23 protein-coding genes are annotated in these 19,880 nt (G+C 63.3%); 9 read left to right on the top strand and 14 right to left on the bottom strand.

The features are described 5' to 3' along the window. Positions 1-132 precede the first annotated feature (132 nt). The 3 genes from ASN89_RS27005 to ASN89_RS26995 form a co-directional block, all read right to left on the bottom strand. Entirely contained in the window at positions 133-780 is a 648-nt protein-coding gene (locus tag ASN89_RS27005) for a response regulator (RefSeq protein WP_046685279.1), read from the bottom strand. Between the two features lie 32 nt (positions 781-812). Continuing rightward, on the bottom strand, positions 813-2,045 hold the full coding sequence (locus ASN89_RS27000) for a GAF domain-containing sensor histidine kinase (RefSeq protein ID WP_058051379.1): 1,233 nt from the start codon (positions 2,043-2,045) through the stop codon (positions 813-815). Between the two features lie 64 nt (positions 2,046-2,109). Continuing rightward, positions 2,110-2,691: a DJ-1/PfpI family protein gene (locus tag ASN89_RS26995; RefSeq protein ID WP_058051378.1), complete on the bottom strand. Its 582-nt coding sequence runs from the start codon at positions 2,689-2,691 to the stop codon at positions 2,110-2,112. 311 nt (positions 2,692-3,002) lie between these two features. Here ASN89_RS26995 and ASN89_RS29145 point away from each other — a divergent pair, with 311 nt between their 5' ends. From ASN89_RS29145 to ASN89_RS26980, 3 genes are all read left to right on the top strand, one after another. Continuing rightward, positions 3,003-3,281 carry a hypothetical protein gene (locus tag ASN89_RS29145; protein WP_058051377.1) on the top strand — a complete coding sequence of 93 codons (279 nt, stop codon included), beginning with the start codon at positions 3,003-3,005 and terminating at the stop codon, positions 3,279-3,281. A gap of 25 nt (positions 3,282-3,306) precedes the next feature. Continuing rightward, positions 3,307-3,780: a host attachment protein gene (locus ASN89_RS29140; RefSeq protein WP_058051376.1), complete on the top strand. Its 474-nt coding sequence runs from the start codon at positions 3,307-3,309 to the stop codon at positions 3,778-3,780. An 83-nt stretch (positions 3,781-3,863) separates the two neighbouring features. Then, on the top strand, positions 3,864-4,163 hold the full coding sequence (locus ASN89_RS26980; protein WP_046685284.1) for an antibiotic biosynthesis monooxygenase family protein: 300 nt from the start codon (positions 3,864-3,866) through the stop codon (positions 4,161-4,163). Between the two features lie 112 nt (positions 4,164-4,275). Here the strand turns inward: ASN89_RS26980 and pncB are convergent, their stop codons facing one another. Next, positions 4,276-5,478 (bottom strand): nicotinate phosphoribosyltransferase, encoded by a 1,203-nt coding sequence (gene pncB / locus ASN89_RS26975; RefSeq protein WP_046685285.1) that lies wholly within the window; start codon positions 5,476-5,478, stop codon positions 4,276-4,278. Positions 5,479-5,557: 79 nt separating this feature from the next. After that, on the bottom strand, positions 5,558-6,421 hold the full coding sequence (locus ASN89_RS26970; RefSeq protein WP_058051375.1) for a hypothetical protein: 864 nt from the start codon (positions 6,419-6,421) through the stop codon (positions 5,558-5,560). 72 nt (positions 6,422-6,493) lie between these two features. On the opposite strand from ASN89_RS26970, the gene ASN89_RS26965 reads away from it, so the two are divergent. After that, positions 6,494-6,733, top strand: coding sequence for a TIGR02450 family Trp-rich protein (locus tag ASN89_RS26965; protein ID WP_046685287.1), 240 nt, complete (start codon positions 6,494-6,496; stop codon positions 6,731-6,733). Here the strand turns inward: ASN89_RS26965 and ASN89_RS26960 are convergent. From ASN89_RS26960 to ASN89_RS26950, 3 genes are all read right to left on the bottom strand, one after another. Next, positions 6,715-6,918 carry a hypothetical protein gene (locus ASN89_RS26960; protein ID WP_205711366.1) on the bottom strand — a complete coding sequence of 68 codons (204 nt, stop codon included), beginning with the start codon at positions 6,916-6,918 and terminating at the stop codon, positions 6,715-6,717. The two genes, ASN89_RS26965 and ASN89_RS26960, sit on opposite strands and share 19 nt — an antisense overlap. 300 nt (positions 6,919-7,218) lie before the next feature. Next, the gene (locus ASN89_RS26955) at positions 7,219-7,671 is read right to left on the bottom strand and encodes a nuclear transport factor 2 family protein (RefSeq protein WP_161911806.1); all 453 of its coding nucleotides are present in this window, start codon (positions 7,669-7,671) and stop codon (positions 7,219-7,221) included. A 195-nt stretch (positions 7,672-7,866) separates the two neighbouring features. After that, entirely contained in the window at positions 7,867-8,472 is a 606-nt protein-coding gene (locus tag ASN89_RS26950) for an FMN-dependent NADH-azoreductase (protein ID WP_058051372.1), read from the bottom strand. A gap of 134 nt (positions 8,473-8,606) precedes the next feature. On the opposite strand from ASN89_RS26950, the gene ASN89_RS26945 reads away from it, so the two are divergent. Together ASN89_RS26945 and ASN89_RS26940 are read left to right on the top strand one after the other, a co-directional pair. Continuing rightward, on the top strand, positions 8,607-9,521 hold the full coding sequence (locus tag ASN89_RS26945; protein WP_058051371.1) for a LysR family transcriptional regulator: 915 nt from the start codon (positions 8,607-8,609) through the stop codon (positions 9,519-9,521). A 107-nt stretch (positions 9,522-9,628) separates the two neighbouring features. Beyond that, the gene (locus ASN89_RS26940) at positions 9,629-9,856 is read left to right on the top strand and encodes a hypothetical protein (RefSeq protein WP_058051370.1); all 228 of its coding nucleotides are present in this window, start codon (positions 9,629-9,631) and stop codon (positions 9,854-9,856) included. 3 nt (positions 9,857-9,859) lie between these two features. Here ASN89_RS26940 and ASN89_RS26935 read toward each other — a convergent pair whose 3' ends face one another. From ASN89_RS26935 to ASN89_RS26910, 6 genes are all read right to left on the bottom strand, one after another. Next, the gene (locus ASN89_RS26935) at positions 9,860-10,171 is read right to left on the bottom strand and encodes a hypothetical protein (RefSeq protein WP_058051369.1); all 312 of its coding nucleotides are present in this window, start codon (positions 10,169-10,171) and stop codon (positions 9,860-9,862) included. 3 nt (positions 10,172-10,174) lie between these two features. Beyond that, positions 10,175-11,095, bottom strand: coding sequence for a DnaJ C-terminal domain-containing protein (locus ASN89_RS26930; RefSeq protein ID WP_046685293.1), 921 nt, complete (start codon positions 11,093-11,095; stop codon positions 10,175-10,177). A 97-nt stretch (positions 11,096-11,192) separates the two neighbouring features. Continuing rightward, the gene (locus tag ASN89_RS26925; protein ID WP_046685294.1) at positions 11,193-11,873 is read right to left on the bottom strand and encodes a beta/gamma crystallin-related protein; all 681 of its coding nucleotides are present in this window, start codon (positions 11,871-11,873) and stop codon (positions 11,193-11,195) included. Between the two features lie 160 nt (positions 11,874-12,033). Next, complete coding sequence (locus tag ASN89_RS26920) at positions 12,034-13,026, bottom strand: beta/gamma crystallin-related protein (protein WP_052755878.1); 993 nt, start codon at positions 13,024-13,026, stop codon at positions 12,034-12,036. Between the two features lie 102 nt (positions 13,027-13,128). Beyond that, positions 13,129-14,004, bottom strand: coding sequence for a beta/gamma crystallin-related protein (locus ASN89_RS26915; RefSeq protein WP_058051368.1), 876 nt, complete (start codon positions 14,002-14,004; stop codon positions 13,129-13,131). 189 nt (positions 14,005-14,193) lie between these two features. Further along, positions 14,194-14,859: a beta/gamma crystallin family protein gene (locus ASN89_RS26910; RefSeq protein ID WP_058051367.1), complete on the bottom strand. Its 666-nt coding sequence runs from the start codon at positions 14,857-14,859 to the stop codon at positions 14,194-14,196. Positions 14,860-15,048: 189 nt separating this feature from the next. Between ASN89_RS26910 and ASN89_RS26905 the strand changes: the two genes are divergently transcribed. From ASN89_RS26905 to ASN89_RS26895, 3 genes are all read left to right on the top strand, one after another. Further along, positions 15,049-16,443: an MATE family efflux transporter gene (locus tag ASN89_RS26905; protein WP_058051366.1), complete on the top strand. Its 1,395-nt coding sequence runs from the start codon at positions 15,049-15,051 to the stop codon at positions 16,441-16,443. A gap of 17 nt (positions 16,444-16,460) precedes the next feature. Continuing rightward, positions 16,461-17,300, top strand: coding sequence for a PhzF family phenazine biosynthesis protein (locus tag ASN89_RS26900; RefSeq protein WP_058051365.1), 840 nt, complete (start codon positions 16,461-16,463; stop codon positions 17,298-17,300). Positions 17,301-17,491: 191 nt separating this feature from the next. After that, positions 17,492-19,699: a S9 family peptidase gene (locus ASN89_RS26895; protein ID WP_058051364.1), complete on the top strand. Its 2,208-nt coding sequence runs from the start codon at positions 17,492-17,494 to the stop codon at positions 19,697-19,699. Positions 19,700-19,880 lie beyond the last annotated feature (181 nt).

Here is a 19,880-nt window from a genome sequence, read left to right as displayed (position 1 = left end):
AATGACTAAGAGTGTAATGGGCTGGCACGGTCAAGGCCATACGTCAAAGGAACTAGGGTTGTCTAGGCCGGAACGCCATGCAGATCAAACAATCGCGGATTCCTTGCGCACTAATTTCGCTTTATTTGATCTTTATTTGCTCAACTCGCGCTCGACGGCGTAGACGGCAATCTGCACGCGGCTGCTGAGCTTAAGCTTTTTGAGGATGTTTTGCACGTGGATTTTCACCGTGCTTTCGGCCACGTCGAGCTGGCGCGCGATTTCCTTGTTGCTCAGCCCTTGCGCCAGGCAAGCCATGGCTTCGCGTTCGCGCGGCGTCAGTTTGTCATAGTCTTGCTGGGGCGCGTTCTGCCCCGCGCGGAACTGCGACACGAGCTTGGCCGTCATGGCGTCGGCAATCACGGATTCGCCGGCGGCGGCGCGGCAAATGGCCTGGCCCAGCTGCTCGGCCTCGATATTTTTCAGCAAATAGCCGCGTGCGCCCGCGCGCAGGGCAGCGCCCAGGTCGGCCGCGTTTTCCGACACGGTCAGCATCAGCACCACCATCTGCGGCAGGTCCTGCAAGATCAGCTGCAGCGCCTCGACGCCGGACACGCCGGGCATGTTCAAGTCCATCAGCACCACATCGGGCTGCAGTTCGGCCGCAAGGCGTACGCCGTCCAGCCCGTTCGATGCCTCGCCCACCACCTGGAATTGAGGATTGCGCTGCAGCAGCAGCTTGACGCCGCTGCGCAGCAAGGTGTGGTCGTCGACCAGCAGGATTTTGATTGGTGCGTTCACGTGTTTGTTGCCTGATAGTGATGATTCATTTGTTACGCGGCCTGGCGCCGGGCTGCCGGCAAGGCCAGCGAGATCGTCGTGCCGCCGCCGGGCGTGCTGTCGATGGCAAATTGCGCACCTAGCCGCTCGGCCCGTTCCTGCATGATACGCAAGCCGATCTGCAATTCCGTTTTCTTGTCGCGCAGGTTGGCGGCGAAACCTTCGCCATCGTCGCGCACTTGCAGCGCAAAATCGCGCCCGTTGTCCACGCGCAGCGCCACATTGCTCGCCTGCGCGTGCTTGCGGATATTCGACAGCGCTTCCTGCACGATGAACAGGATCTGCAACTGCTGCTCGGGCGCCAGCGGCGCACCGTTGCCGCTCATCTCCAGCGTACCCACCACGCCCGTCTGCAGCTCGAACTTGGCCAGCACTTCCGACAACTTGCTTTCCAGGTCGCTGCCATGCCAGCGCGTGCGGAAATTGACGAGCAATTCGCGCACGTCCTGGTAGCTTTGTTCGACGCCCATGCGCATCAGCGGCAACACTTCGGCCGCTTCGTCGAGCTGGCCACGGCGCACGGAATCGTCGAGCATCTGCACTTGCAGGCTGATGAAGTTCAGGCTTTGCGCGATGCTGTCGTGCAAGCCTTCGGCCAGCAGGCTGCGTTCGCGCGCCACGGCAAATTCCTTTTCGCGCGCGATCAGGCGCTGGTTTTCAATGGCGATGCCCAGGCTCTGGCCCAGGGTTTCCAGCCAGCCCTGCTGCTGCGCATGCGCGGCTTGCGGACGCGCAAAGTGCAGCGAAAAACTGCCGACCACCTGCTCGCGCGCAAGGATGGGAAAGACGGCGATGGCGATGAACCCTTCTTCCTGGCAACGGTAGCGCTGCAGCGCATCGACCTGGCGGAAATCGCGAATCTGGATCACGCCTTGCGCCACGGCCGCGCCGCACAGGCAATCGTTGTTGCGGATGCAGTGCTCCTCTTCCACCATGGCATCGGAAATGCCTTCATGCACGATGATATGCACGGTGTCCTGCTGCGGGTCGAGGATGCGCACGGTGCCGCCTTCGGCCTGCGCGAACTGCATCACGTGGCGCAGGAAGCCGCGGCACAGCGCATCGATGGCGTGCTGTCCCGCCAGCAAGGTGGAAATCTCGTGCAGGGTGGCCAGCTGGCGTTCCTGCGCGGCGCTCAGGCCCGATGCGGCTTGCGCCAGGCGGCGCTGGCGCCAGCGCGAGGCTGGAAGTTGTTTGCGGGAAGGTTGACTGCGCGGCGCATGCATGAAGAACTCGAATCTGAAAAGTGATGCGCCCGGCAAGCGCTGCGGCTTGCCGGGCTGGTGAAGGTTACAAATGAATCTCGGTACCGAGCAGCTTGACGAACTGCGCCAGCCAGGCCGGATGCGCGGGCCAGGCGGGGGCCGTGACGAACTGGCCATCCGTGACGGCGTCCGTGACGGCGATGTCGGCATACGTGCCGCCTGCCAGTTTCACTTCCGGCGCGCAGGCTGGATAGGCGGAAATGCGCTTGCCGCGGATGACGTCGGCGGCGGCAAGCAATTGCGCGCCGTGGCAGACGGCCGCGACGGGCTTGCCCGCTTCGGCGAAATGGCGCACGGCGGCGATGACTTTTTCGTTCAGGCGCAGGTATTCGGGGGCGCGGCCGCCGGCGATCATCACGGCGTCATAGTCGGCCGGGTCGATCTCGTCGAAGCTGGCGTTCAGGGTGAACAGATGGCCCGGCTTTTCCGTGTAGGTCTGGTCGCCCTCGAAATCGTGGATGGCCGTCTTGATCGTCTCGCCGCTTTTCTTGCCGGGGCAGACGGCATGCACGGTATGACCGAGCATCAGCAGGGCCTGGAACGGCACCATCGTTTCATAATCTTCTGCAAAATCGCCGGTCAAAAACAGAATTTTTTTCGCTGCCATTTGGTTCTCCTATGAAAGATTGATTCCCCAAGACGTATCTTAGCGCGACTTGGCAGCCATACTGGATATTTATCAAACTTTTACCTCTTGATCGAGGATTTTACAGGCTGAGGCAGAATTATTTGCAGCCTCGCCGGTCCAATCAGGCATACCTCCTTGAAAGGCCGGGCCATGGACAGCAACAGCGGCAGCACCCTGATACGTATCTTCGACCATTTGCCCGATGCCGAGCACGCCCGCAACCGGCTGCTGGCCGAGGGCTTTCCCCCTCACGCCGTGCAGCTGGACGCGGGCGACGACGAGGCGGGCCCGTGCAGGGCAATTTCACGGTCGGCAATCGCGACACCCTCAGCGGCTGGCTGGAACGGGCCGTCCATGCTTTGTTTGGCGGCGACAACGATCTGTACCGGCGCCACTACGGCAAGACGGCGTTTCGCGGCATGGTCCGCCTGGTGGTGGCCACGCGCCACGCCAATGAACAGGAGCGCGCACACGCCATCGTGCAAGCTTGCGGCGGCAGCGATATCGAACAGCGCACGGCCCGCTGCGGACAGGACGGGCACGATGGCGTGGCGGCCCTGTCCCACTAGCCAGGCGCACAGCAAGGAGAACGAGATGGACGTCACGTGGGTGGTAGTGGCCGACAGTAGCCGGGCGCGGCTGTTTGCGCTGGGACAGCAAAACCAGCTGGGCGAACTGCAAGATTTTGTCAATCCGGCGGGCCGTGAAACGGAGAACGCCTTGAACAGCGACGCCAGCGGACGCTTCGGCAGCGGCATGCGCGCCGGTACCCAGGCGGGCACGCAGGCGCACACGACCGAGCCCAGGGTGGCGCCGGTCGAGCATGCGAACGAACAGTTTGCCCGGCAGATCGCGCAAGTGCTGCAGCAGGGCTTGCAACAGCGGCGCTACAGCAAGCTGTGCCTCGTGGCCGCGCCCAAGTTCCTGGGACAGTTGTGTCTAAGCCTGGACGCCCAAGTGGAAAAGCGGCTCAGCCATGCCCTGGCCAGGGATGTCGCCAGCATGAACGTGCCCCAGCTGGAAGCCTATTTGCAGCAAGCACTGGACAGGGACGGCGGCGACAACTGAACGGCAGGTGGCCCGGCGCCACCCGCAAGCGGGCACAATCTGTGGCAAGATCTGCGTTCTTTCTTTCAAAACCGGAACTTGCCATGATTTTTGAAATTGCCCACATCCAGATCAAATCGGCCACGCACACTGCCTTCGAAGCGGCCGTGGCGAAAGCCGTCCCCCTGTTCCAGCGCGCACGCGGCTGCGAGTCGATGCGCCTGGAGCGCTCGATCGAAAACGGCGATGCCTACCGCCTGGTCGTGGGCTGGACAACCCTGGAAGACCATACCGTGCATTTCCGCGGCAGCGACGACTTCCAGGCATGGCGCGGCCTGGTCGGTGAATTTTTCGCCGCACCGCCGCAGGTCGAGCACATGGACACGGTGGTGACGGGGTTTTAAGTCGGGGTTTCAAACACCCAGGCATACCGGCTGCACGCCGGGGTTGTCAGCTTTGTCGGATTACGCGCGGCTTTGCCCCACCTCGGCGGCCCCGCTAATCCGACCTACCTCACTAGACAGGCGCCTGGACGGCGGGATGGTGGAACACCTGTCGCAGGTACGCGAGGAAGGTTTCATCCTTGCACAGGGTCTTGCCCGGCGAATCGGACAGTTTCGCCACGGACTGGCCATTGCAGCGCACCAGTTTCATGACGATGTTGAGCGGCGTCAAGCCGACGTCGTTGGTGAGATTGGTGCCGATGCCAAAGCCTGTCATGATGCGGTCGGCAAAGTGCTGGTACAAGGCAAACGCCTTGTCCAGGTCCAGGCCGTCGGAAAACACGAGGCGCTTGGTATTGGCGTCGATGCGCAGGGCCGCGTAGTGGGCCAGCGCCTTCTCTCCCCACTCGACAGGATCGCCCGAATCGTGGCGCAAGCCGTCGAACAGCTTGGCGAAATACAGGTCGAAGTCGGCCAAAAACGCATCCATGCCCACCACGTCCGTCAGGGCGATACCCAGGTCGCCCCGGTATTCCTGCACCCAGTCTTCCAGTGCCGCCTTTTGAAAATCGCGCAGGCGCACTCCGAATGACTGGAACGACTGCATGTATTCATGCGCCATGGTGCCGATCGGCACGATGCCCAGCTTTTTCGCCAGGTAGACATTCGACGTGCCCTTGAAATACTCGGGCACTTCGCGCGCCAGGCGCTGCACCACCTCGTCGTGCCAGGCGCCGGAAAAACGCCGGCGCACGCCGAAGTCGGAAAATTCAAATGGATGCTTGCGCCGCGGCAGCTTGCCGAATTCCTTGACGGCTTCCACTTTCAAGCCCAGGCGGTGGCGCCCTTCGCGCATGGCCGCGTCCAGGTCGAAGCGGCGGAAATACAGTTCATTGATGATGTACAGCACGAAAATCTCGAAGCCCATCACATGCACCTGCGGCCCGGCCGCATGCACGAGCAAGGTGTCGCCATCCGTGCTCACGTCGATGAACTTGCGCTGGAAGCGGAACACCGTCAGGAAATCGACAAAGTCGCTCTTCATGAAGCGCAGGGTACGCAGATAAGCCAGTTCGTCGTCCGCAAACGACATCGAGCATAGGTGGTCGAGCTGTTCTTCCAGCTCGCCCTTCAGTTCGGCCAGGGGAAAAGCGGTGGCGTTGCGGCAGACAAATTCGTATTCGGTATGGGTATTCGGATGACCGTGCAGCAAGGCTTGCCACATTGTAAATTTATACAGATCGGTTTCCAGCAAACTGCGCACTATCGGGGTCATGTGTGTTTTCTCCAACTTCCTGAAGCCAGAATAGTACGCCACTGCAAGCATTTCAGCAGAGTCCGCTTGCAGGACAGCCTCAATCGCCTGCGTTGGCCAGCAATTCAGACAAGACGTCGGCCGACGTGGCCAGCCGCGCGCCGCGCTCGTGCATGGCTGCCAGGAAGTCGCGCTGCTGCGCTTCAAAGCCCGTGACGGGGCTCATGCAGTCCGTCAGCAGGACGAGGCGCGACAGGGCCTGCTTGCCTTGCTGCCCTTCCAGGTAGTCGGCGATGTGCTCGGTGCTGGCTTTCACGCAGTGGCTGCCCGCTTCGCCGGTGACATAAATCTGCTGTGCCGGCAGCAAGGTGGCGAGGAAATCCAGGTTGAGCTGGGTGGCCGCATCCTGCGCATCGGGCACTTCCGCCATGACGGCCGAGTAATGTTCGGTCCACGGATTGGAACCCTTGCTCAGTTTGGCCGCCACTTGCAGATGATCCACTTCCCAGGCGTTGTAGGCGGCACGCACGGCCGCGTGGATATTCTGGCCCCAGCTGCCGATCTCGCAATGCACGGGCCACACCATCAATTGATAGCGCCCCGCTTGCTCCAGCGCATCGAGGTAGGCCAGCGCGCGCGGCAAGGCGCCGCTGGCGGCGGGCAGGAACAGTCGGTCACGCACTTGCCGGGCGCTGATCTGCGTAAATGGCGCGACCGGGCCGCCGTCGCCCGTGCGCCAGAAGGCGGGGTGGGCGATGTCGTAGCGGTGGTGGGCGTCGAGCGTCACGCTGATCTGCGTCAAGCCGTTGCCCCCTTCGCGTATCAACTGGGCCACGCGCAGCATGTCGGCGTGGGCGCCGGGCACGGCCAGGGCCGGTGCGGCGCCGGCAGGCAGCCATTCGGCGGGCAAGTCGCAAAAATCGTTTTGCGGGTCGATGACAAGCAGATGCAGCTGGCGTTTCATGGCGGTCCTCGTGCGTGGCGGTAACTTGCATGATAATGGCAAGATCGCCATCACGCCAATCCGGGGCCTACCATGCACCTTCCACATCGCAATAACTTGCGTCCAAACAAATTACTTAACAGCAAATGGACGGCGGTGACACCGGCCAACAAGGAAAAGCATTTTCTCGTCATCAAGGTGTGCGCCGCAGCCACGCCGGATGAACCCGTCACGCACGTGGAACTGGAAGCCGTGCATTCCGGCCGCGTGCAAATCCTGCCCTGGCGCGCGCTGCAGGATGCGGCGCAGTGGCATCAGGGGTGGAAGACGTAACGGCGCTGGCGCCGTTCAACCAGCTTCAATGCTACCTCGGCCGCCTCGCTGACGGCTTCGGCTTCCGTCGCGAACGGATGGTCGGCCAGCACGCGGTGCTTTTTGACGATATTGTTCCTGTGCATGGGGTTGCTCGATGGGGTGTACAGGGACACATAAGCGCCCCACAGTTTGCAACCGCGCAAGGGTTCCGCCGTGTAATTTATTTCATACGTATCAACGTACTTTATCGGCACGATGTTTGCTCCAAAAATGACATCCCCGGGCAGCCTGTCTCAACGGCCCTGCCCGGCGTAGGGTTGGAATACATGCAATCGCGCTTGCTCAGGATACTGACTCACTTATCTGCTTTTTATTACGCGGCACAGGGAGAAACTTGAACGCCTGCCTGGTTTCCAGGCATGGCGGCACGCCCACTGAAAGTATAGACGATGCGAAAAAATTATGAGGAGGCAACTCTGTACTGAACGCCGTTGGCGCCTGCCTTATTGCGCCGCCTCGGCTGCGGCATGCATGGACCAGACGACGCTCAGAATTCTCCATTGACCGTCGCGCTTGACCATCTGCCACGCTTCGACGCCATAGTTCGACAGTTTGTCGCCGACGAGGAATTCGTAGTCGAAGTTGACCCACGCCACATGGCGGTCCTGGGTGATCTTGACGTTGTAGAATTTTTCTTCCGTGCGCAGGGGTTCGCGCTTGATGTAGTTGGCAAAACCGACGTAGCCGGCCGCCGCGACGCCGTCGAAGTGGACGTCCGTCGTGTCGCGCATTTTCTCGATGAAAGCGTCATCGGCCGGCGAGGCGAACAGGATGTTCGTGTGCAGCATCAGCGACGACAGCAGCTTGACATCCTTGGCGATCAGCGCCGCCTGGAAGTCGGCGACGACTTTTTCAATGGCGCGGATATCCTCGGGCGTGGAGGCGTGGCGGCCCACGTGGGACGGCGCCGGGGGCACAGTCTGCGCCGGCGCAATACCTGCTGAAAACAAAGAGCATCCGAACAATACTGCGCTGACCAACTTGTGCATGAGGGACTTTCATGGCGAACGGCTCGCCGGGCTGGCACGCGGCGTGCCGCCGGCAAGCTTATGCCAAGCATGCCAGCTTGGCAATCCCTCGAAAGGCGTATATCAGGCAGCCAGGGCCTCGATCGACGCGCGACCCTTGGCGATCGCGCTGGTGACGGCGTCCTCGCCCATGGCCACGCCTTCGGCTTGCACGAACTCGATGTCGGTGATACCGATAAAGCCCAGCGCCGTGCGCAGATAGGTGCTCAGGTAGTCATACGCGGCGCCCGGGCCTTCGCTGTAGACACCGCCGCTGGCCGTGAAAATAACGGCTTTCTTGCCCGTGGCCAGGCCAACGGGGCCATTGGCCGTGTACTGGAAGGTGCGGCCCGCGCGCGCCACGTGGTCGATCCACGCCTTCAGGGTCGAAGGCACTGAAAAGTTGTACATGGGCGCGGCCAGCACCAGCACGTCGGCGGCCAGCAATTCATCGACCAGGGTATCGGACAATTGCACGGCCGCTGCCGCCTGCGCGCTGCGCTGCTCGGCCGGCGTGAAGAACGCGCCCATGACTTCTTCCGTCAGGTGCGGCACCGGTTGCGCCGCCAGGTCGCGCACGACAATGGTGTCGCCTTGCGCGGCCAGTTTGGCGACGAATTCGCCCGACAACTGGCGCGACAGGGAACCGCTGTTGCGCACACTGCTATTGATGTGTAGTACGTTTGCCATGATGCACTCCTTCAAGAACGATAGATGGGGGTGCGGCGTTTGCTGCACTTGCACACATCATAGTTCGGGTCTACTATCGATGAAACCGTGTAAAAATAAATGGTTAGCATCGAATTTTTAGATATGGAGTTGTCATGAGAGAACCGGGCCAGCCTTCGCTCGACCAGTTGCGTGTCTTTGTCGCCGTCATCGACGCGGGCGGCTTCGCCCACGCGGCGCGCCAGCTGCACCGCACGCAATCGGTGATCAGCTACACCATCGCCAACCTGGAAGAACAACTGAACGTCGTGCTGCTCGACCGCGGCAAGCGCAAGCCCACCCTGACGGACGCGGGCAAGGCCCTGCTGGCCGACGCGCGCGCCGTGGCCCTGAAAGTCGACGGCATGCGCGCGCGGGCCAAGGCGCTGGCCGGCGGGCTGGAAGCGGAAGTATCGGTGGTGGTCGACGTGATGTTTCCCACCTGCGTGCTGGTGCGCGTGCTCGAAGCGTTCCAGGCGCAGTTTCCCACCGTCGCCCTGCGCCTGCGCATCGAAGCGATGGGCGCCGTGGCGCAGCTGGTGATGGATGGCAGCTGTCACATCGGCCTCGGTGGCTGGATGACGGCCACGGCCAGCGTCTTCGAGCGCCTGGCCGTCGGCCACGTGCGCCTGATTCCCGTGGCCGCCCCCAGCCACGCGCTGGCGCAGCTGGCCGGGCCGATTGCCTCCAACGTGGCGCGCGAACACGTGCAGCTGGTGCTCAGCGACCGCAGCATGCTGACGCAGGGCCAGGATTTCGGCGTGCTGGGATTGCGCAACTGGCGCCTGGGCGACCTCGGTTCCAAGCACGCGCTGCTGCGCGCAGGCCTGGGCTGGGGCAACATGCCCGAAGCGATGGTGCGCGAGGACCTGGCCGAAGGCCGCTTGGTGCACCTGCCGCTGGCCGTCGACAATGGCGAGAATTACCCGATTTATTTGATCCAGCGCGCCGACACGCCGCCGGGGCAGGCGGGCAAGTGGCTCACTGAACGTTTTGCGGAGCAGTTGCCGTTGCTGGTGCAGGGGTTTTAGATGCGCGCGGGGACAGGTATCATGCCTCAGCAAACCCCAAACAAGTGCTGGGGTCAAACCCGACGGGTCTGACCCCGAATTCAGACACAACCTTGAAGAGACTCACCATGGCCGGCATCGACGACTTCGTCAACAAACAAAAACCTGGCGCGCGTTTCGTCATCACGGCGCAGATGCTGCGCATGACGCCGCAGCAGTTCGACTCGCTGGCGCAGGAGTGGATGGAAGACGGCGGCCCCGGCTTCGACGTGGCCGGCATCCCGCACCGGGTCGTCGTCGACGGGCAGTTTTATATCGGCAGGATCACCGTGCAGCGGCACGGCGATCCTGTCTGAGGGCTACTCGACGCCCAGCACGTGCAGGCGGCGGCGCAGGCGCGCCACTTCTTCCGACAGGTCGACCACCAGCGCCGCCAATTCGGCGTTCGCGTCGAACACGGATTCGATTTCGTGCAGGCGGCGCGCGCGCACCAGGTCCAGGCTCGTGAAGCGCCAGGCCGTCAGCTGGCCCGCCGGCGGGCCATTTTGCAGCAGCACGCCCGTCTGCACGTGCTGCACCACCCAGTCCGGCTCCACGGCGCAGGCGCGCGCCAGTTCTTCCAGGTTCAGGGCACGGTCTTCGAGCAATTCGCCAATTACCTTGTTTGTCATGATTTACCCTCCCAGCTTCTGGCGCGGATTGAAAGCCATCTCGCGCGCCATGGTTGCATACAGTTCGCGCGCCTTGTCGTCGTTCGCCGGCGGCAGCACCACTTCCAGCAGCAGATACAGGTCGCCAGGCTGGGCGGCGGGAATGCCGCGTCCCTTCAGGCGCAGCTTGCGCCCCGTCTGCGAATTGGGCGGCACGGTGACGGTCACCGTGCCCGATGGCGTGGGCACGTCGATGTCGCCGCCCAGCGCCGCTTCCCATGGCGTGACGGGCACCGTCTCGAACACGTCGCGCCCTTCGACCTTGTAGCGCGCATCGGGACGGAAGCGGATTTCCAGGTACAAATCGCCGGCGGGCGCGCCGCCACTGCCGGGATTGCCCTGCCCCTTCATGCGCAGCTGCTGGCCTTCCGTGACGCCTTTCGGTATCGTTACTTCCAGGGTGCGCTCGCGCGTCACCACGTGGCCTTGCGCATCCGCTTCGGGCACGCGCATGACGATGTGGCGCTTGGCGCCCTGGTAGCTGTCCTGCAAATCGATGGTGATGGCGGCGTGGCTGTCCTCGCCCTGCATCTGGAAGGTGCTGTTGGTGCGGCGGCGCCCGCCCACGTGGGCGAACAGGTCGGCAAAGAAATCGCTGTCGTCGACGCCCGACGATTCGTAGCCGGAACCCCAGTCCGGCGGTGGCCTGAACGGCTGGCCCTGGGCGCCCTGGTTACGGCCCAGTTCATCGTAGGCAGCGCGCTTTTCCGCGTCGCCCAGCACGCCGTAGGCTTCGTTGAGAGCCTTGGTGCGCTTGTCGGCGTCCGGCTCCTTGCTCACGTCGGGATGGTATTTGCGTACCAGCTTGCGGTACGCCTTCTTGATATCGGCCTCGGACGCCGTCTTCTCGACGCCAAGCTCCTTGTAGTAGTCCTTGTATTCCACCGTGCCTGCTCCCCATGGTTGAAGTGCCTATGGGAAGAGTACACGAATTGGTCAAAGGACAGCGTGCGCACAATACGGCGCCCGCCCTGCAGCACGATCAGCGCACGCGGCGCACCGAAGAAATGCGGCGGTCGAGGCCACCGTGCAAACGGCCGTAGCTGCCGGGTCCCATCACCACGCAGCGGCCGCGGAAATTGGCGTCGACGCAGAATTCCCAGCGGCCGTAATTGACGACGACCGATTCGGCGCGGTCATTGAAGCCATGGCGGCTCAAGTCGTGCACTTCGCGGTCCAGGCGCACGGGGCGGCCGCGCATGCCGGCGTCGGGGAACAGCAGCACGGCGCCATTCGCGTCGGGACGGTGGCCGCCGCCGTGGCCGGGATAACCGGGATAGGGGCGCTCCGGCTCCGGACGCGGTGGGCGCGGGGGATAGGGACGGTGGTCGCCGCCGCCATGGCCCGGGCGGCCCACTTCGCGCACGGAGGAAACGGCGTCGTTCATGCCCGGCATGCTGCCGTAGCGACCAGGTCCGAGGGTACGGCAGTTGCCCCGGTAATTGGCGTCCTTGCACACTTCCCACGTGCCCGAGCGCACGATGATGCTCGAGGTCTTGTCGTTAAAGCCCATGCGCGACAGGTCGCCCGTGTCGGAACGCAGAGTGACGGGACGGCCGCGGAAACCGGCGTCCTCGAACAGGGTGATTTCGCCTGCGGATGCGGCAAGGGGGGCGAGGAAGGTGGCGGCGCACAACAGCGCGGGCCGGAAAGATCGAACCATGACAACTCCAATACTGATGACATTTTCGCCAGTGTAGACCAGGCGGCAGGCGGCGAGTGTAACAAAGGGCAAGCAAATGTCAGCGCACGGCAGCGAATGTAAAAACCGCCTGGCGGGATCAACCCGGCAGGCGGCCTGTCAACACTGAGTCAGGAAGGAATCAGCGTACGCGGCGCAGCGAGGAAATCTGGTTTTCCATGGCGTTCAGGCGGCCGTATTCGCCCGGCCCGATCACTTCGCAGCGGCCATGGAAGTTCGAATCGCTGCACACTTCCCACTGGCCCTCGTTGACGACGATGGACGAGGCGCGGTCGTTGAAGTTATAGCGCACCAGGTCTTCCGCATTGCGGTCCAGCGCCAGCGGTTCGCCGCGCATGCCCGCTTCGGGGAACAGCAGCACGGCGCCCCGCTGCTGGTACTGCGGCTGCTGGTATTGCGGATATTGCGGCTGGTCGTACTGCGGCCGCTGGTACTGGTTATCGTACTGCTGCTGGCGGCGCGCTTCGCGCTCGTCGACCATGCGCGCCGACGAGACGCGCCCATCGAGGCCGCGTCCCAGGTCATCGTGGCGGCCAGGGCCGAAGATGCGGCACACGCCGTTGTAGTTCGAATCGCTGCACAGCTGCCAGTAGCCGTTATAGACGACGATGCTGCTGGTGCGGTCGTTGAAACCGATATTGACGAAATCGTCCGTGTCGCGGTTCAGGCGCGCCGAGCCGCCATTCTGGCCCGCGCCCGAATACACTTCCAGGGTGCCGCCACGGCCATAGCCGCCATGACCCCGGTCGGGATCGCGCCCAGGGCGTCCCGGATTGTTGCCATCGCCGCGGCCCGACTCGCGCACCGAACTGATGGCGTCGTTCATTCCGGGCATCGAACGGTATTCGCCTGGCCCCAGGGTGCGGCAATTGCCGCGAAAACCGGCATCGGTACACACATCCCACGTGCCCGAGCGCACCAGGATGCTCGACACCTTGTCGTTGAAGCCCATGCGCGACAGATCATCCGTCGTCTCGCGCAGGTTCACTGCGCGGCCACGCAGATCAACGTCTTCGAACAAGGTGATATCGCCCGCATGGGCGGCCGCATGGGCCCCCAGCGAGAGCAGCAAGGTGGCCGCGCATGCCAGCGTGTGTTTGAAAGGGCCCGTCATGATTAACTCCATTCTTCATTCTTTGGTGATGATTTGCCTGGCTATTGTGCCAGGATGCTAGTGTAACAAATACAAGGCCACGGGACAGGCCCGATCAAGCGTTCAGTACAGGCGGCGCAGCGAGGAAATGCGCTTGTCGAGCGCCGTGTTCAACACTTCATACTTGCCCGGCCCCATGCGCTCGCAGGTGCCGTTGAACTGCGAATTCGTGCACACTTCCCAGGTGCCTTCGTTGATGGCGATGGATTCGGCCTGGTCGTTGAAGTTCAGGAGCACCAGGTCGCTGACGTCGCGGTTCACCTGCAGCCCTCGCCCCTTCAGGAACGCGCGGCCATACAGCACCACCAGACCCTCGTCATTTTGCGGACGGTTCTCCTCGCGTGGATCGACCAGGCGCGCCGACGACACACGCCCATTCAGGCTGCCCAGGTCATCGTGGCTGCCAGGCCCGAACACGCGGCAGCTGCCATGGTAGTTGGAATCGCTGCACAGTTGCCAGTAGCCGTACTCGACGCGCGCGCTGCTGGCGCGGTCGTTGAAGCTGATGTCGACCAGGTCGTCGCGGTCCGCATTCACGCCGGCCGACGCGCCGCGCTGGCCTCCGTCGGCGAACAGCTCCAGCGCCGCGCGGCGTCCACCGCTACCGCTGCCGCTGCCCTGCCCGCTGCCGATTTCGCGCACGGATGAAATTTTATCGTTCATGCCCGGCATGGAGCGGTAGTCGCCCCGTTCCAGTGTCTTGCAATCGCCCTTGAAATCGCCATGCGTGCACACTTCCCAGCTGCCCGAATCGACCTGGATACTCGAGACGGTATCATTGAAATTGACGCGCGACAGGTCGTCCGTCGTATCGCGCAAGACGACGACGCGCCCCTTGAAATTGTCATCGGTGTACAGGCGGATCTCGCCGGCCTGCGCCGCGAGATGGACAAACAGCGAACTGGCGCACAGCAAGGCAAAAGTCAGCGGGCGATTCATGGGAAGGTCTCCGGTGGCGGCAAAGGCAAGTGATCTACATGACAACTGATGCCAGTGTAGCCATCCGCAGAAAAAACGGTGTAACAAAGTATGGAAAAAGCACAATAAATTGTTACCAAAAGCAATAACAGGCTCCTGCGGAGCCCGTTATTGCCACTTGGCGTACTAGCCGCCTCGTGTCAGCCCACTTCAGCGCACTTCGCGTACCGACGAGATGCGGTTGCTCATGCGCTCCAGGCTCGCGTACTCGCCCGGTTGCAAGGTGCGGCAACGGCCACGGAAGCCCACGTCCTCGCACACTTCCCAATAGCCGGAGCGCACGCGCACGCTTTGCACCGTGTCGTTGAAGTCGCGCTCACGCAAGTCGGCTGAAGCGTTGCGCACGCTCAAGCTGCGGCCGGCGAAATCGTCGCGCGTATAGAAGGTCAGTTCGCCGCCCAGCGAGCGCCCTGGCAAATGGCCGTGCTCCCGGTCACGTTCCCAGCGGCCGTCCCGGTCTCGCCCACGGTCACGATCGCGGCCCGAATGACCATCCCAGCCTCCGCGTACTTCGCGCAGCGACGTGATTTTGTTGGCATGGCCATCGAGCGACGGGTACTCTCCCGTCGAGAGCAGGAAGCAATCGCCGCGGAAATCGGCTTCCTCGCACGCTTCCCAGCGGCCCGAGCGCACGCGGATGCTTTGCGTCGTGTCGTTGAAATTGACGTCTTCCAGGTCGGCGACCGTATCGCGTACGGTGTGCGAGCGGCCGTGATAATCGTCGCGCGAATACAGGGTCAGTTCGCCGGCGCCGGCCAGTTCGGCCGTCATGGCGGCGCCCAGCAACAGGGCGCAGTTCAAGGCTTTCTTCAACATGGTCTTACTCCATAGTCAGGGTACTGCGGTTGACTATTTGGTCATTTTGCCAAATAGAGCGCGCAGTCTATCCGCGACTGGCCCACTTAGCTGTAACAAATGATTACCGTGCCCGAGCGCCCTGGGCGCCACGGCGGACAAGCACGGCGAATGCCGGTAGAATCTTGTGTTTAGTCAAGCTTGCCGCCCATGCCACACACTACCTCGTTCACCCTGCCCGCCATCCGCACCGAAGTGTCGTCGCTGTGGAAGCTGGCCTGGCCCATCCTGATCGGCCAGCTGGCCACCGTCGGCATGGGCGCGGCCGACGTGGCGATGACGGGCCACACGAACCCCGAGGAGCTGGCAGCCGTGTCGCTGGGCGCGGCCATCTGGTCCATCGTGCTCGTCACCGTGAGCGGCATCATGATGGCGATCAATACCCTGGTGGCGCATGAAATCGGCGCCGCGCGCCACGACAAGGTGCCGCACATCGTGCGCCAGTCGCTGTGGAAGGCGCTGCTCGTGGGCCTGGTGGCCTGCCTGCTGACGAACATGGCGGCGCTGGTGTTCGACCACCTGATGCTCGAACCGGCCGTGGCATCGAAGGCCAAGCTGTTCGTGCACATCATCAGCTGCGCGCTGCCGCCGTTCGCCGCCTACCGCGCGCTATACGGCTACAGCACCAGCATCAACCAGACCAAGCCGGTGATGGTCATCGCGCTGGCGGCGCTGGGCCTCAACATCCTCGTCAACTACCTGCTGATCTACGGCCACTGGGGCATGCCGAAGCTGGGCGGCGTGGGCTGCGCCGTGGCCACCACCTGCTGCGTGTGGATGATGCTGCTGGCCATGCTGGCCTGGATCAGGATCGCGCCCGCCTACCGCGCCACGTATCCGTTCACACACTGGGAATGGCCCCAGTTGTCGTCCATCGGTCCCATGCTGCGCCTGGGCCTGCCCATCGGCGTCACCTACTTTGCCGAAGTAAGCGCCTTTGGCGTCATCAGCCTGCTGGTGGCCCGCTTCGGCGTGATCCAGGTGTCGGCGCACCAGATCGCCCTGAATTTCTCGTCCGTCGTCTTCATGGTGCCGCTCACGTTCGGCATCGCGCTCGTCACGCGCGTGGGTCACGCCGTGGGCGAAGCCAATTTGCGCAAGGCGCGCTTCATTTCGTGGGTGGGCGTGGCCATGTCGCTGACGGCGGCCATCGTCTCGGCCGCCGTCATCACCATCTTCCGCCACCAGATCGCGCAAGCCTACACGTCCGATCCGCAAGTGCAGGCGCTGTGCGCGCAGCTGCTGCTGTTCGCCGCCCTGTTCCAGCTGTCCGACGCGACGCAGGTGGCGACGTCCTGCGCCATCCGCGGCTACAAGGTGACGCGCCAGCCGATGCTGATACAGCTGCTGGCCTTCTGGGGCTTCTCGCTGCCGATCGGCTATGTGCTGGGCCTCGCGCCGGCTGGCTTCATCTGGTCGCCGGCCGAGCCGATGGCCGCCGCCGGTTTCTGGATCGGCCTCGTCACGGGTTTGACGGTGGCCGCCGTGCTGCTGACCTGGTATCTGAACCGGCTGTCGCTGCAGCGCCTGCGCGCGGTGCCATAACTTTCAAGGAATTCGCCATGCCGCAGCCGCGCCCCTTCAGGCAGGTCGATGTCTTCAGCAAGGTGCCCTTCATGGGCAATCCGCTGGCCGTGGTGCTCGACGCCGACGGCCTCGATGACGCGCAGATGCAGGCGATTGCGCGCTGGACGGGTTTGTCGGAAACTACCTTCGTGCTGGCGCCGCGCGACCTGGCAGCCGACTACCGCGTGCGGATCTTTTCGCCCGAGATGGAATTCCCGTTCGCCGGCCACCCGACCCTGGGCACGGCGCACGCCCTGCTCGATGCGGGCATGCAGCCGAAGGGCGCGCGCATCGTGCAGGAATGCGGCGTCGGCCTGATTCAAATTGAACGGCAGGCGGGCGGCGTGCTGGCGTTCCAGGCGCCGCCGTGCAGCAAGCGCGCGCTCGAATCCACTCTGCTGCCGCTGCTGCAAACCACACTGGCCGGCGCTCCGGCTCCTGCCGGCACCGTCGTCGAGATGGGCATACGCTGGCTGTGCGTACCGCTGGCAAGCGCCGCCGCCTGCCTGGCCGTGCACGCCGACATCACCTCGCTGACGGCCTTGCTGGCCGCAGCCGAAGCGGACGGCCTGGCGCTGTATGGCCCGCACGCCGCAGGCGGGCCAGCCGATTACGAAGTGCGCGCGCTGCTCAGCGAGCATGGCGCGCTGGTGGAAGACCCCGTCACGGGCAGCGCCAACGCCTGCATCGCGCAGCTGCTGGCAGGAGGCGACTACACTGTCCGCCAGGGCACCTGCCTGCAGCGCGACGGCCGCGTGTCCATCAGCTTCCGCGATGGCCACGCCTGGATAGGCGGCGCGTGCCTGACCGTCATCGCAGGGTCGATATTAGCCTGAACTGTGTAAAGCGCCATGGAATGAGTGGCGCTTGGATATTTTTCACGAAGGAAATACGGCCGGCACGCCCATATTCCGTGGCAGGAGCTATCGCATAAAGAGGCACGCTCTGGTATCGTCTTACGCTTAGGCAACGCTCAAGTTCGCTTATGCATGCAGTGCCCTTCATTCTTCCAACTACCGAGACATCCATGCGTTTTATTCTTTGTTTTCTGGCCGCGATGGCCAGCGTTCCCGCATCGGCTGAAAAGCTGACCCTGGAACGCATCCACGCCGATCCGGCGCTGGCCGGCCCCGGCGTGCGCAACCTGAAGGTCTCGCCCGATGGCGAGCGCGTCACGTTCCTGCGCGGCCGCGCCGACAACCAGTTCCAGCTCGACCTGTGGGAATTCAAGCTGAAGGACAAGAGCACGCACCGCCTGGTCGACTCGAAGGCGCTGGTGCCGAATGAAACGATTTCGCCCGAAGAGCAGGCGCGCCGCGAACGCGAGCGCACGGCCAGCCTGAACGGCATTCTCAGCTACAGCTGGTCGCCCGACGGCAAGCAGCTGCTGGTGCCGCTGGCCGGCAATCTGTACCTGGTCGACGCGGCCCACCCGGACAAGGCGCGCCTGGTCGCCAAGGGCAATGTGCTCGACCCGAAAATCTCGCCGAAAGGCCGCTACGTCTCGTTCGTGCGCGACCAGAACATCTATGTGATCGACCTGAAGTCGGGCCAGGAACGCCAGTTGACGACCGATGGCAAGGGCGCCATCCACAATGGCGAAGCCGAATTCGTGGCGCAGGAAGAAATGGGCCAGCGCACCGGCTACTACTGGGCCCCGGACGATTCCGCCATCGCCTACAAGCGCTATGACGAAGCACCGGTGCCCGTCGTGCGCCGCTTTGAAATCTTCGCCGACCGCACCGACGTCGTCGAGCAGCGCTATCCTGCCGCCGGCGACCCGAACGTGCTGGTGCAGTTGCTGATCGTTTCACCGGAAACGGGCGTGCAGCGCCAGGTGGACCTGGGCACGAACCCGGACATCTACCTGGTGCGCGCCGACTGGAGCGCGGACAGCAAGTCGCTCGTGTACCAGCGCCAGTCGCGCGACCAGAAGACCCTCGACCTGGTCGCCGTCGATGCCGGTACTTTGGCGCAGCGCACCTTGCTGACGGAAACGTCTAAGACCTGGGTCAGCATCCATGACGACCTGCGCTTCCTGTCGAACGGCACCTTCCTGTGGTCGTCCGAGCGCACGGGCCGCAATCACCTGTATTTGTACGACATGAGCGGCAAGCTGCTGCACCCGGTCACTTCCGGCGAATGGGGCATCGACAGCGTGCTGGCCGTGAATCAGAAAACCGGCAAGGTGTTTGTCGCGTCGAACCGCGACGCCGTGATCGACAAGCAGACCTACGCCCTGGCGCTCGACGGCAGCACGGCCGGCAAGCCGCAGCGCGTGACGAAAGCCGATGGCTGGCACGACACGACGTTCTCGCGCAATGGCGAAGTCTTCGTCGACACGTATTCCGACCCGGCCACGCCGCCGCAAGTGAGCATCCGCCGCCCTGACGGCGCCATGGTGGGCTGGCTGGAAGAAAATGCGCTGAACGCCAGCCACCCGTATTTCAAGTACAAGGCGGACCACCTGCCGACGGAATATGGCACCTTGAAGGCCAACGATGGCCAGACCTTGCATTACTCGCTGGTGAAACCGTCGAACTTCGACGCGGGCAAACGCTATCCCGTCTACCTGTCGACGTATGGCGGCCCGCACTCGCAGCACGTGGCTCGCCGCTGGGGCAACAACTTCGACCAGTACATGGCGCAGCAGGGCTTTGTCGTCTTCCGCCTCGATAACCGCGGTTCGTCGCGCCGCGAGCGCGCATTCACGGACGCCATCTACCACAACCTGGGCGCGGCCGAAGTGGCCGATCAACTGGTGGGCATCGACTGGCTGGGCAAGCAAAGCTTCGTCGATGCCAAACGCATCGGCGTATTCGGCTGGAGCTACGGCGGTTTCATGACCTTGCGCCTGCTGTCGGCCGCGTCCGACAAGATCGCCATGGGCGTCTCGGTGGCGCCCGTCACCGATTGGTCGCTGTACGACACCCACTACACGGAACAATTCCTCGGCATGCCAAAGGAAAACGTGGACGGCTACAAGGCCAGCACCGTGTTCGCCCACCTCGACGGCTTGAAGTCGCCGCTGCTGCTTGTGCACGGCATGGCCGACGACAACGTCTTGTTCAGCAACAGCACGCGCTTGATCGACGCGCTGGTGAACCGCGGCGTGCAGTTCGACCTGATGACGTACCCGGGCGCCAAGCACGGCATCTCGTCGCGCGCAGGCCAGCGCCACGTGTACAAGAAAATCGAGATGTTCTTCAAGCAGAATCTGGGCGTAGCGAAGTAAAGCGCGCCCGCAAATGAAAACCGCCGCCTGTCTCGCGACAGGCGGCGGTTTTTTTATGCGTGCGTCAGATTACGGCTTGCGCGTGACGGTTTCCACCGCGTCTTTCACATCGCCAACCTTCTTCTGCACTTTGCCTTCGACCTGGTTTGCCAGGCCCTTGGCTTGCTGTTCTTCGCTGCCG

Source organism: Janthinobacterium sp. Ant5-2-1, assembly GCF_001445815.1.
GTDB classification, from domain to species: domain Bacteria; phylum Pseudomonadota; class Gammaproteobacteria; order Burkholderiales; family Burkholderiaceae_D; genus Janthinobacterium; species Janthinobacterium lividum_E.
This window is presented reverse-complemented; position numbering and strand designations above follow the sequence as displayed.